The following is a 10,853-nucleotide window of genomic DNA, read 5'->3' on the forward strand; positions in this document are numbered from 1 at the left end:
GGTGGGGGCCGCGGCGGAGTCCGCGGGGGCGGCCGGCCGCCCGGCGGGCTCGTCCGGGCAGTCCGCGAGCACCGCGCCGCCGTCCGTCCGGCCGGGTGCGCAGTGCTCGCCCTGGTGTCCGGAGCCGCCTCCGCCGTGTACGCGGTCCCGGTGCGCCCCGGTACGGGCCACGGGCCCGGCCGCCTCGGAATCCGGCGCGGAGACCGCGGCCGATGAGGCGGCGGGCCGGAGGTGGTGTGCGGCACCCGCGGTTTCCCCGCCGCCGTGCGCGCAGAGGAATCCGACCAGCATCAGGACCAGCCACAGCGGCGCCGCCGCAATCCGGCGGGCCCGGATCGGCGGCGCGCAAAAGGCGGTTCCCGCTGCTGTCACGCCGTCATGGTAGCCAGCCTTTGGGGGCTTTCGGCAGATGCGCCCTGCACCTTGGCCCGAACCTTTCCCCGAAAAGAGGTGCGGTCCGGATATCGGTGAATGCACGGCCCCGGGGAATTCCGGCGGGGGCCCGCTCCGGGCGGCGGCGCGGCCGGCCCGTCGTGGTGTCCCGCCGCGCGCGGGCGGCCCGCGTGCGACCGTGGAACCGGCCGGAACCGCCGGCCCCGCCCAGAGGAGGCACCCCGCCGTGAACTGGACCCTGGAAGTCGTCCCCGTCCCCGTCGCCGACATCGACCGCGCCAAGGAGTTCTACGCGGAGAAGGCGGGCTTCAAGGTCGACCTCGACAGCGAGGTCGCCCCCGGCACGCGGATCGTCCAGCTGACCCCGCCCGGCTCGCGCTGCTCGATCGCCATGCTGCGGGGCATGCCCGCGGCGCCCGGCACGAAGGAGATGGCCCCGGGCACGCTGCACGGCCTCCAGCTGTGCGTCACGGACATCGAGGCGGCCCGCGCCGAGCTGGTGGCACGCGGCGTCGACGTCTCACCGGTGCGCCACGTCGGCGAGTCCGGCTGGGAGGACGGCAAGGGCGACACCTGGAACTCGTTCATGACCTTCCACGACCCCGACGGCAACGGCTGGGTCGTCCAGGAGGCCCCCTCGGAGCTCTCCGAGCGCTGACCGCCGCCCCGCCGCGTGGCGACCGGCGGGGGATCGGCGTTCCATGGAAGTGGGGGAGCGCGCCCGGACGGTGCGCGGCCCGGACTCCGGAGAGCGTTCGCGGTGCATCGTCGTGGGCCCCTCCGCACGCATCCACCACCCACGCCTTCCACGCAGCCCCGGGAGTCGCCATGACGAACGGTCCGCACACCGCTGTCTCGAACCAACCCGTGGAACTCACCGCGCCCGCCGCCGAGCAGGCCGTCTTCGAAGGCCCGTCGGAAGGTGCGCAGGGCGGGAGCCCCGCCGCGTTCACCTCCGACGGGCTGGAGCAGGTCGCCGGCCACACCCGCGCCCTGTCCGAGTCCGTGCCCGCCGAGGCGTGGACGGCGCCGTCCGCGCCGCTGCCGGACATCGGCGAGGCCTCCTTCGGCCCGCCGGACCTGCTGGAGACGGTCCACGGCCCGGACGACCGGGTCCAGATCACCGACACGGCGGCCTACCCCTGGCGGGTCAACGCCTCACTGCTCGTCACCGCGGCCGACAACTCGCAGTGGATCGGCACCGGCTGGTTCATCGGCCCGCACACCCTGGTGACCGCGGGCCACGTCGTGCACATCAAGCACAGCGGCGTGCCGGGCCGCGACGGGTGGGTGAAGTCCATCCAGGTCATGCCCGGCCGGAACGGCACCTTCCTGCCGTTCGGCGCCGTCACCAGCACCAACTTCCGTTCCGTCACCGGCTGGACGACCGACGGCGACGAGAACTTCGACTACGGGGCCATCGTCATCCCCACCGAACTCGGCGCGACCACCGGATGGTTCGGCTTCGGCTCCTGGCCCGACGCCGACCTGCTCAAGACGAGCGCCAACATCTCCGGCTACCCCGGGGACCAGCCCCCGGGAACCCAGTGGTACGACGGCCGCGGGATCAGCTCCGTGAACCCGCTGAAGGTCTTCTACGACATCGACACCGCCGGCGGGCAGAGCGGCAGCGCGGTCTACCGCATCCACAACGGCGGCCGGTACGGCATCGCGGTCCACGCGTACGGCGGGCTGACCACCAACTCGGGCACCCGCATCACGAAGGCGGTCTTCGACAACCTGGTCCTGTGGAAGGCGTGACCCCGGAAGGCGGCCCCGCCGTCCGCCTCGTCACCGGCACCGTCGTCGACGCGGACGGCTCGCCGGTGGCGGGCGCCGTCGTCCACCTGGCCGACGGCCCCGGACCCGTTCCGGACATCGCCGCGCTCACCGGCCCCGACGGCGGGTTCTCGTTCCCGGTCGGCGCCGAAGGCGTCTACACCGTCGCCTGCCGGACCGCGGACGGGCGGGCAGCCCGGGCGGCCGCCTCCGTCGGACCTGCCGGGGCTCCTCCGGTCGAGCTGCGCCCGGAGTGAGGCCGCTACCAGCCGAAGCGGCGGTCGACGACCGCGGCGAACTCCTCGAAGGTGAGGACGCGGTCGCCGTTCTGGTCCGCGGCGTCGAAGAGGGCCGAGGAGTCGTCCGCGCCGCCCACGCCCCAGACCGGGATGACGCCCTGCGCGGCGAGCGTGGGCCCCTTCGCCCGCAGGGCGGCGATGACCTCGGTCCGTGTCAGCGTGCCGTCGCGGTCGAGGTCCAGCGCGTCGAAGAGGGTGCGTGCCTTGTCGCTCATCACGTCGTCCTGCTTCCTGGTGCCGCCGCGTGTCCGCGGCCGGGCGGTCCCGTGCTTCTTCCTGCCCTGGAGGACGCGGTGCCGCGCCGCAGGGTTGCCCGTACGGGAGCCCCGTGGCGGCCGGAGCCGGAAAAGGGCGTACCGGCCGTTGCCGGCCGGTACGCCCCTCGGGGGATGTCAGGGTGATTCGATCGGGACGGTCAGGACCGGCCCGCGGGCTCCGGGTCCTTCTCGCCCGCCGCGGCGCGCCGGGCGGCCTGCGGGTTGCGGGACTTCAGGACCGCCCAGCCGACCGCCAGGCAGACCGCCCAGCCGGCACCCACGTAAAGGGAGATGCGGCTGTCCGGGTCGATGGCGATCATGCAGGTGACCAGCAGGAGGAACGCGACGGCGATCCAGCTGCACACCGTTCCGCCGGGCGCGGGGAAGGACGAGGCGGGCAGGCGGCCCGCGACGACCTCGCGGCGGTAGCGGATGTGGCTGACGAGGATCATCATCCAGGTCCAGATGCCGGCCGCGGTCGCGACCGAGGTCACGTAGCCGAAGGCCTTCTCCGGGACGACGTAGTTCAGGACGACGCCGATGCCCATCAGGGCGACGGAGAGGGTGATGCCGAGCGCCGGGGTCTTGGTCGAGCTGAGCTTGCCGAGGACCTTCGGGGCCTCGGAGTTGGAGGCCAGGTCGCGCAGCATGCGGCCGGTGGAGTACATGCCGGAGTTGCAGGACGACAGGGCCGCGGTCAGCACCACGAAGTTGACGATCGCCGCGCCGGCCGGGATGCCGATCTTGGCGAAGGCCGCCACGAACGGGCTGACGCCGGGCTGGAACTCGGTCCACTTGACGACCATCAGGATCACGCTGAGGGCACCGACGTAGAAGACGATGATGCGCCACGGCAGGGTGTTGATGGCCTTGGGGAGGGTCTTCTCCGGGTTCTCGGACTCACCCGCGGTGACGCCGACGAGCTCGACGGCCAGGTAGGCGAACATGACGCCCTGCAGGGTCATGAGGCTGGAGCCCACGCCCTTCGGGAAGATGCCGTCGAAGGCCCACAGGTTCGAGACGGCGGCGGTGTCGCCGGCCGCGCTGAACCCGAACGTGATGACGCCGATGCCGATCACGATCATGCCGAGGAGGGCGGTGACCTTGACCATCGAGAACCAGAACTCGATCTCGCCGAAGATCTTCACGGAGATCAGGTTGGCGAGGTAGAGGACCACCAGGAAGACGAGGGCGGTCACCCACTGGGGCACCTGCGGGAACCAGTAGTGCACGTAGATCGCCGCGGCGGTCAGCTCGGCCATGCCGGTGACCACCCACATGAGCCAGTACGTCCAGCCCGTCGCGAACCCGAAGAACGGGCCGAGGAACTCGCGGGCGTACTCCGCGAAGGAACCCGACACGGGCCGGTAGAGGAGCAGCTCGCCGAGCGCTCGCATGATGAAGAAGACGATGACGCCTGCGAGGGCGTACATCAGGATGAGGCTGGGCCCGGCCTTCGCGATGTTCGCGCCCGCGCCCAGGAAGAGGCCGACGCCGATGGCGCCGCCGATGGCGATCATCTGGACCTGGCGGCTGCCGAGTCCTCGCTCGTAGCCCTCCTCGGGCGTGTCGCCCTGGGCCGAGCCGTCGCCGTGGTGCTTGTCGACCTGCGTCGAGGTCATGCTGTGGTGCGCCTTTCCGCTCCATGCCGATCCGCGCCGCGCTCGGCCGCAGATCGGGTTCCGATCCCCCGGATGCTGATGGAGTTGCATGCCGGCGATCGGCCGGCTCCAGCGCCCCTGCTCGGACGTGGGTGGTGTCCGGCAGGCGGTCGTGAAGATGTACCACGGAGACCGGCGCACCACCGTGGCGAGCATCACGGGCATTCCGGTCATTCGCCTGTGACCGGGCCGAAAGGCCCTTCTGTGGTGACTCGATCGTTATCCGGATCTGAGCCTCCTCTGAGCGAACACCGAATGACATCGGGACAACCCGTGCCAGGCCCGGCACGCACCATTGCGTTACGGCTGCGTAACGTGACCGGCGGCGGCCGTGAGCAGGCTGGACGAGCAGAAAGGACGAGGAGAAAGGACGAGCGGGGGCGGAGGGGCGGACCCGGGGTCCGCCCCGGCGGTCGGCGCGCCTACTCCCGCCCCGCCGCCTGCCCGGCCCCGGTGCCGCCCCGCCGGTCCGCGTCCTGTCCGGAGGCCGCCTCGTCCCTGCGCCTCCGGTCCAGGGCCGTGTCGCCGCTGCCGCGCGGTGCTCCGGCCGGATGCGGCGGGTCCGCGTCCGGCGAGTGGTCGCCGACCTGCTCCTCGCGCCCCTTGCCCGGCGCCTGCTCCTTGTAGTCCATGCCGCCGTCGTCCATGCCGCCGCGCCGCCTGTCACCGCTCATCGCCGCACACTCCTCTGCCGGTCTCCACCCGGTTCGCTCCGGCCGGTGCCGGTCCGGTGGCCACCAGGCGGCTGTCCCCGTACGCGCCGCCCAAACCGCATCGTCCCGCCGGCCGCCGCGGCGGCTCAGGGCAGGAGCTGGCGGACGAGGCTGTCCGCCGCCCACCGCTCCCAGCGGTCCGGGGTCCAGCCGCGGCGCTTGACGAGCAGGCCGTAGGTCTCCGGGCCGAGGAGGGCCAGGGCGGCGTCCGCCGCCGAGTCCGCGTCGTGGCCGTAGCGGAGCCCGCCGCGGGCCTTGGCCGCGAGGGCGGACGCGAACCGGTGCTGGACGGCGTGCCGCTGGTCGAGGTTGGCCTGCCACAGCACGGCCAGTTCCGGATCCGCGGCCGCCGCGCCGCGGACGACCTCCAGGATCGGCGCGGCGCGCTCCAGGATGCGGCGGGCGCCGGCCGCCTGGAGGGCGAGCTGCGCGGCCGGGTCGGGTTCGGCGAGGACCTCGCGCGCCCAGGGGCGGTCCAGGGTCGCCACGGGGTCGGCGTCCCCGGCGACGGCCGTGTCGAGGAGCTCCTTCAGCAGGGCGCGCTTGTTGCCGAACGTGAAGTACACCGTCTGCACGCCGACGCCCGCCGTGCGGGCGATGTCCGCGACGCTCGTGGCGGCCCATCCCTGCCCGGTGAACAGTCCTGCGGCGGCGTCGAGCATCCGCTGCCGCGTGCGGCGGGCCTTCTCGGCCCTGGTCATGGGCGCGGCCAACACCCCTCCTCCCGCTCGCGGAATTTTGACTGTAGTGACACTACAGTGTGTTTCACTGGAGCATGACTACAGTGAAATCGGGTCGGATCCTGGTCGTCGGCGGCTACGGGGCCGTCGGCAGCGCGGCCGCCTCCGCCCTCGAAAGCCGCTTCCCCGGCCGCGTCGTCATCGCCGGCCGCGACGCCGCGAGGGCCGCCCGGCTCGGCGGTGTACCCGTCGACGTCGGCGACCGGGCCGGCTTCGGGCGCACGCTGGACGGGCTCGGCGACGTGGCTGCGGCAGTGATGTGCGTGGAGCCTCCCGACGAGGCCGCCGCCCGTGCCTGCCTGGAGCGCGGTATCGGCCTCGTCGACATCGGCGCCACCCGCCGGCTCCTCGACGGCGTCGCCCGCCTGCACCCCCTGGCGGCGGCAGCGGGGGCGACCGCCGTGCTCAGCGTCGGCGTGGCCCCCGGGCTGACGAACCTCCTCGCCCGGCGTGCGCACGAGGAGGTCGGCGGTGCCGAGCGGATCGACCTGACGGTCCTGCTGGGCAGCGGCGAACGCCATGGTGCCGACGCCGTCCGCTGGACGGTCGACCACCTCGCCGCACCCCCAGCCGCCGGGCCGCTGCGCACGACCCTGCCCGGGTTCGGTGCGCGCACCGCGTACGCCTTCCCCTTCTCCGACCAGTACACGCTGCCCCGCACCCTCGGCACGCCCCGCGTGGCCACCCGGCTCTGCCTCGACTCCCGGCCGCTGACCGCCGTCCTCTTCGGGCTGCGGCGGGCCGCCCGCCGACCTGCGGTGCGCCGCGTACTGAACGGGGCGTTCCGCCGCATCCACCTCGGCGGCGACCGGTTCGCGGTGCGGGCCGACGCCCACCGCGGCGGCCGCCACTGCGGGTACGCGCTCACGGGGCGGGCGCAGAGCCGGGTCACGGGCCTGGTGGCAGCCCACGTCACCGCGGAGTTGCTCGGCGGGTCGCTGCCGGCAGGCGTCCACCACATCGAGGAGCTGCCCGTGTTCGCCCGCCTGCCCGAGTCCCTCGCCCGGTACGGCGTCACCCTCCACCGGACGGCGTCCGGCGGCGGCCCCGTCAGGGGGTGAGGAGGGTTTTGACCATGCCGTCCTTCTTGGCCTGGAATCGGGCGTACGCGTCGGGCCCCTCCTCCAGCGGCAGGACGTGCGTGGCGAAGCCCTCGACGCCCAGCGGGTCGGCGTCGGTGAGCAGCGGCAGGATGTCGTCGGTCCACGCGCGGACGTTGGCCTGTCCCATGCGGAGCTGGATCTGCTTGTCGAACAGGGTGAGCATCGGCATCGGGTCGACGGCGCCCCCGTAGACCCCGGACACCGAGATCGTGCCGCCGCGCCGCACCAGTTCGATGGCGGTGTGCAGGGCCTCCAGGCGGTCGATGCCCGCGTGCTCCAGCAGCGGCCGGGCCAGCGCGTCGGGGAGGACGGCGGTCGCCTTCTGCGCGAGGGCGGCGACGCTGCTGCCGTGGGCCTCCATGCCGACCGCGTCGATGACGGCGTCCGTGCCCCGCCCGTCGGTCAGGTCGCGGACCGCCTCGACGAGCGCGTCCCCCGATTGCTGCCGCAGGTCGAGGGTGTGGGCCCCGTGGTCGCGGGCCCGTTGCAGGCGCTCGTCGACCAGGTCGATCCCGATGACGAGGCGGGCCCCGCGGTGCCGGGCGATCCGGCAGCACATCTGGCCGATGGGGCCGAGTCCGAGCACCGCGACCGTCCCCGCGCTCGGCACCCCGGCGTACTCCACGGCCTGCCATGCGGTCGGCAGGACGTCGGAGAGATACACGAACCGCTCGTCCGGCGGCCCGTGCGGAACCTTCACCGGCAGGGTGTCCCCGAAGGGCACCCGCAGGTATTCGGCCTGCCCGCCGGGGACCTGCCCGTACAGCTTGGTGTAGCCGAACAGGGCGGCGCCCTTGCCGTACTCGCGGACCTGCGTGGTCTCGCACTGCGACTGGAGGCCCTGGTCGCACATGAAGCAGGCGCCGCAGGAGATGTTGAACGGCACCACCACCCGGTCGCCCCGGCGCAGGGTGCGGACCTCGGGCCCGGTCTCCTCGACGACGCCCATCGCCTCGTGGCCGAGGACGTCCCCGCGGTCGATGTATGCGCCGAGGACGGCATACAGGTGCAGGTCGGAGCCGCAGATCCCGGTCGACGTCACCTTGACCACGACGTCGGAGGGCTCCTCGATGCGGGGGTCGGGGACGTCCACGACCCGGACGTCCTCCCGGCCCTGCCAGGTCAGTGCGCGCATGACGGTTCCTCCTCGGGGCTGGGTCCTCGGGCGGCGACCGGCTGCGGCAGCGGGTGCCGCAGCGCGCTGCGCCCGTTCGCCCAGGCGGTCAGGATGTGGTCGGCGAGGCGGTCCTCCAGCAGGACCGTCGCGTCGCAGCCGAACGCGATCCGCGGCTCCAGCGCCGGATCCTCCTCCAGGAGCCCGCCGATGACCTCCCGGCGGACGATCTGCTCGTGGACGGCGTCCGCGGTGACGTGTTCGGCGTAGAAGCGGATCGCGGCCGGGCCCGCCCCGCAGGCGGTGAGGGCGTCGACCATCCGGGCGGAGCCCGGCGACGACGTGGTCTCCACGCAGGCGAAATGGCCGACGAGCGCGGCCCGCCAGGCCCGGTGCAGCCCGAACAGGGACATCAGGTTGACGGTGGCCAGCGCGGCGGCGGGCACGGCCGGCAGGTAGCGGTTGTAGCCGGCGTCCAGGCCGAGGTCCTCCATCAGGTCGGCGAACAGCCGTGCGTGGACGGCCTCCGCGCGGCCCGCGCCGAACTCGTCGTACTCGATGGCGACGAACGCGGCCTTGGCCCGGCCGGTCAGCCGCGGGATGGCCCAGGCGTGCGGGTCGGCCTCCTTCAGGTGGTACGGGGAGCGGAGGACGGCGTACTCGCGGGCCTGCCACAGCCCGCCGGTCTCCGCCATGCGACCGCTGACCCCGCCGGACCGGTCGGCGGGGGTCGTCAGCAGCGGGCCGAACGACTCCTCGACGGTCCGCGGCGACGGCACGGCCTCCCGGAGGGCGGCCAGGAAGCGCTGTTCGAGGGCGGCGCGCACGCGCAGCAGCCCCGGATCCCACTCCCGGTCGTCCGACACGCCGTCAAGTCCCCGGTAGTGCAGCTCGTACAGCAGGTACAGGGCGAAATGGAGGTCGTCGCCCCACGGGTCGACGGCCGGGCCGCCGGCGGCCCGATCCAGGCCCGGCGGCGCCTCGCGGCCGTGGCGCAGGCAGTCGGCCAGCGCCGCGGACACCTCGCCGCGGGGCTCGGCGTACCAGGCGGCCTCCGCGGGTCCGGCGGCGCTCACCGGCGCCGCTCCCGGGGCCGGTGGCTGGTGTCGCACCAGGGGAGGGTCCGGCTGCGCCGGCAGGTGCACAGGGCGACCATGAAGCGGTCGCTGCGCCGGATCCCGTCGGGCGTCTCGACCTCGACGGGGCCCTCGACGAGGACCGGCCCGTGCGGGTCGACCAGGACGCGCCGGGGGGTGCGGGGTTCAGGGGCGTTCGGCACGGATCACCACCAGTTTCTCCCTCGTTGCCGTTGCGGGGGCCAGGCCGCGCTCGTGCAGCCACGACCTGCGGGACGACAGGACGGGCCCCCAGGGGACGTCCGCCCGCAGCACGATGCGGGCCGCCAGGCCCTCCGCGCGGAGTTTCGCCACGGTGGTGGCCGCCCCGCACAGCGCCGAGTGCACCAGCAGCAGGACGCCGCCGGGCCGCAGCAGCCGCGCGGCCCGCGCGCAGATCCGGTCGACGACCGCGCGGCCGTCGGCTCCGGCGTCCCAGGCCAGCGCCGGACCGGCGCCGCGGCTGCTGCGCGCGGGCACGTACGGGGGGTTGCTGACGACGAGGTCGAAGCGGCGGCTCGGCGCGCAGGTCGCGGCGTCGGCCAGCTCCACGCGCACGGGCAGCCGGGCCCGGTGGGCGTTGAGGCGGGCGGTCCGCACGGCCGGCCACGACACGTCGACGGCGGTGACGGCGGCGCCGCGCGCGGCGGCCAGCAGGGCGAGGACGCCGCTGCCGGTGCCCACTTCCAGGACGCGGCTCCCCGGCGCTATCGGTTCGGCCTTCAGGGCCTGGGCCAGGAGCCGGGTGTCGGCCTGGGGGCGGTAGACCCCGGGCAGCAGGACGAGTGCGGTCATACGCTGCGGCTGCCCGGCCGCCGGACCGGTATGCCCCGCTCTGCCCCGCGGTTTCGCCGAGCCGGGCCGCTTCCGGCCTGTCAAGCCCCGAGTTTCCGGAACGTGTCCGGGGTGGGCCGTCTCGGGCCTACTGGTGGTGCGCCCCCCCACCGGAGCAAGGGAGACACCCCGCCAGACCGGGACCCCCCTTTCACCGCACGGGCCGCACCGAGAAGGAAAACCCCACTCCATCCGGTTTTCGGATCGAACAGCAGGAGACTCCCATGAACCGCACCACGCAGAACAACACCACGCCCACCAGCAGCACGCGCCCCAAGCGGCGCGGCATCCGCCTCGCGACGCTGGCCGCCTCGGCCGCGGTCGTCACCGGCTCGGTGCTCCTGCCCGCGGCCGCCGCCTCGGCCGCCCCCATGCCCGCCCACACGATCTCCGCGCTCCCGGCCGCCGGAGGCGCCGGAGGCGACGGCGGGGACGGCGGCGGCGGCCTGGTCGGCGGCGGAGGCGGCTCCGGCGGCTCCGGCGGCGGCAGCGTCACCGGCGTCGGCGGCGCGGGCGGCAACGGCGGCAACGGCGGCAACGGCGTCCTCTCCGGCGGCGGAGGCGGCGGCGGAGGCGGCGGCGGCGAAGGCGTCATCGGCGGCAAGGGCGGCAACGGCGGCAACGGCGGCACCGGAGCCGTCGGCGGCAACGGCGGCGGCGGCGGAGGCGGCGGCGACGGCGTCCTCAAGGGCGGCGACGGCGGCAAGGGCGGCTCCGGCGGCTTCGGCATCTTCCAGGGCGGCAAGGGAGGCAAGGGCGGCTCCGGCGGCTCCGGCATCTTCGGCGGCCTCGGCGGCGCCGGCGGCAAGGGCGGCGGCAGCATCTTCTAACCCCCACCCCCACCC

General features: G+C 74.4%; 14 protein-coding genes. 6 read left to right on the plus strand and 8 right to left on the minus strand.

Annotated features, from left to right (window positions below; all coding sequences use genetic code 11):
- The first annotated feature begins 619 nt into the window (after nucleotides 1–619).
- The 3 genes from EF903_RS20355 to EF903_RS20365 all read left to right on the plus strand — a co-directional run bounded on the left by EF903_RS20355 (nucleotide 620) and on the right by EF903_RS20365 (nucleotide 2,429).
- Nucleotides 620–1,051, plus strand: a complete 432-nt coding sequence (locus tag EF903_RS20355) for a VOC family protein (RefSeq protein WP_125545211.1) — start codon at nucleotides 620–622, stop codon at nucleotides 1,049–1,051.
- Between the two features lie 170 nt (nucleotides 1,052–1,221).
- Nucleotides 1,222–2,154 (plus strand): serine protease, encoded by a 933-nt coding sequence (locus EF903_RS20360; protein WP_125545213.1) that lies wholly within the window; start codon nucleotides 1,222–1,224, stop codon nucleotides 2,152–2,154.
- Nucleotides 2,142–2,429, plus strand: a complete 288-nt coding sequence (locus tag EF903_RS20365) for a carboxypeptidase-like regulatory domain-containing protein (RefSeq protein ID WP_125545215.1) — start codon at nucleotides 2,142–2,144, stop codon at nucleotides 2,427–2,429. The genes EF903_RS20360 and EF903_RS20365 overlap by 13 nt, the downstream gene beginning before the upstream one ends.
- 5 nt (nucleotides 2,430–2,434) lie before the next feature.
- Here the strand turns inward: EF903_RS20365 and EF903_RS20370 are convergent, their stop codons facing one another.
- Nucleotides 2,435–2,686, minus strand: a complete 252-nt coding sequence (locus tag EF903_RS20370) for an EF-hand domain-containing protein (protein WP_114056518.1) — start codon at nucleotides 2,684–2,686, stop codon at nucleotides 2,435–2,437.
- A 200-nt stretch (nucleotides 2,687–2,886) separates the two neighbouring features.
- Nucleotides 2,887–4,350 (minus strand): amino acid permease, encoded by a 1,464-nt coding sequence (locus tag EF903_RS20375; protein WP_125545217.1) that lies wholly within the window; start codon nucleotides 4,348–4,350, stop codon nucleotides 2,887–2,889.
- An 88-nt stretch (nucleotides 4,351–4,438) separates the two neighbouring features.
- On the opposite strand from EF903_RS20375, the gene EF903_RS35330 reads away from it, so the two are divergent.
- Nucleotides 4,439–4,573, plus strand: coding sequence for a hypothetical protein (locus EF903_RS35330; protein ID WP_260615660.1), 135 nt, complete (start codon nucleotides 4,439–4,441; stop codon nucleotides 4,571–4,573).
- Nucleotides 4,574–4,811: 238 nt separating this feature from the next.
- Here the strand turns inward: EF903_RS35330 and EF903_RS20380 are convergent, their stop codons facing one another.
- Nucleotides 4,812–5,063 (minus strand): hypothetical protein, encoded by a 252-nt coding sequence (locus tag EF903_RS20380; protein ID WP_125545219.1) that lies wholly within the window; start codon nucleotides 5,061–5,063, stop codon nucleotides 4,812–4,814.
- Nucleotides 5,064–5,188: 125 nt separating this feature from the next.
- Nucleotides 5,189–5,803: a TetR/AcrR family transcriptional regulator gene (locus tag EF903_RS20385; protein ID WP_260615661.1), complete on the minus strand. Its 615-nt coding sequence runs from the start codon at nucleotides 5,801–5,803 to the stop codon at nucleotides 5,189–5,191.
- 74 nt (nucleotides 5,804–5,877) lie between these two features.
- Here EF903_RS20385 and EF903_RS20390 point away from each other — a divergent pair, with 74 nt between their 5' ends.
- Nucleotides 5,878–6,903, plus strand: a complete 1,026-nt coding sequence (locus tag EF903_RS20390; protein ID WP_260615663.1) for a saccharopine dehydrogenase NADP-binding domain-containing protein — start codon at nucleotides 5,878–5,880, stop codon at nucleotides 6,901–6,903.
- Here EF903_RS20390 and EF903_RS20395 read toward each other — a convergent pair.
- The 4 genes from EF903_RS20395 to EF903_RS20410 are packed head-to-tail and all read right to left on the minus strand — an operon-like array spanning nucleotide 6,893 to nucleotide 9,969.
- Entirely contained in the window at nucleotides 6,893–8,080 is a 1,188-nt protein-coding gene (locus EF903_RS20395) for a zinc-dependent alcohol dehydrogenase (RefSeq protein ID WP_125545223.1), read from the minus strand. The two genes, EF903_RS20390 and EF903_RS20395, sit on opposite strands and share 11 nt — an antisense overlap.
- Nucleotides 8,068–9,135: an iron-containing redox enzyme family protein gene (locus tag EF903_RS20400; RefSeq protein WP_185902736.1), complete on the minus strand. Its 1,068-nt coding sequence runs from the start codon at nucleotides 9,133–9,135 to the stop codon at nucleotides 8,068–8,070. Before EF903_RS20400 ends, EF903_RS20395 begins: the two co-directional genes overlap by 13 nt.
- Entirely contained in the window at nucleotides 9,132–9,338 is a 207-nt protein-coding gene (locus EF903_RS20405; protein ID WP_114056513.1) for a CDGSH iron-sulfur domain-containing protein, read from the minus strand. Before EF903_RS20405 ends, EF903_RS20400 begins: the two co-directional genes overlap by 4 nt.
- Nucleotides 9,322–9,969 carry a HemK2/MTQ2 family protein methyltransferase gene (locus EF903_RS20410; RefSeq protein ID WP_125545225.1) on the minus strand — a complete coding sequence of 216 codons (648 nt, stop codon included), beginning with the start codon at nucleotides 9,967–9,969 and terminating at the stop codon, nucleotides 9,322–9,324. Before EF903_RS20410 ends, EF903_RS20405 begins: the two co-directional genes overlap by 17 nt.
- Before the next feature lie 263 nt (nucleotides 9,970–10,232).
- On the opposite strand from EF903_RS20410, the gene EF903_RS34175 reads away from it, so the two are divergent.
- Entirely contained in the window at nucleotides 10,233–10,838 is a 606-nt protein-coding gene (locus EF903_RS34175; protein WP_185902737.1) for a hypothetical protein, read from the plus strand.
- Nucleotides 10,839–10,853: the final 15 nt, after the last annotated feature.

The organism is Streptomyces sp. WAC05292, assembly GCF_003949955.1.
GTDB classification, from domain to species: domain Bacteria; phylum Actinomycetota; class Actinomycetes; order Streptomycetales; family Streptomycetaceae; genus Streptomyces; species Streptomyces globosus.

Coding starts and splice junctions, on each gene's coding strand:
- EF903_RS20360 (WP_125545213.1), top strand. CDS start 1,222: ATGACGAACGGTCCGCACACCGCTGTCTCGAACCAACCCGTGGAACTC.
- EF903_RS20370 (WP_114056518.1), bottom strand. CDS start 2,686: ATGAGCGACAAGGCACGCACCCTCTTCGACGCGCTGGACCTCGACCGC.
- EF903_RS20375 (WP_125545217.1), bottom strand. CDS start 4,350: ATGACCTCGACGCAGGTCGACAAGCACCACGGCGACGGCTCGGCCCAG.
- EF903_RS35330 (WP_260615660.1), top strand. CDS start 4,439: ATGCCGGCGATCGGCCGGCTCCAGCGCCCCTGCTCGGACGTGGGTGGT.
- EF903_RS20380 (WP_125545219.1), bottom strand. CDS start 5,063: ATGAGCGGTGACAGGCGGCGCGGCGGCATGGACGACGGCGGCATGGAC.
- EF903_RS20385 (WP_260615661.1), bottom strand. CDS start 5,803: ATGACCAGGGCCGAGAAGGCCCGCCGCACGCGGCAGCGGATGCTCGAC.
- EF903_RS20390 (WP_260615663.1), top strand. CDS start 5,878: ATGACTACAGTGAAATCGGGTCGGATCCTGGTCGTCGGCGGCTACGGG.
- EF903_RS20395 (WP_125545223.1), bottom strand. CDS start 8,080: ATGCGCGCACTGACCTGGCAGGGCCGGGAGGACGTCCGGGTCGTGGAC.
- EF903_RS20410 (WP_125545225.1), bottom strand. CDS start 9,969: ATGACCGCACTCGTCCTGCTGCCCGGGGTCTACCGCCCCCAGGCCGAC.
- EF903_RS34175 (WP_185902737.1), top strand. CDS start 10,233: ATGAACCGCACCACGCAGAACAACACCACGCCCACCAGCAGCACGCGC.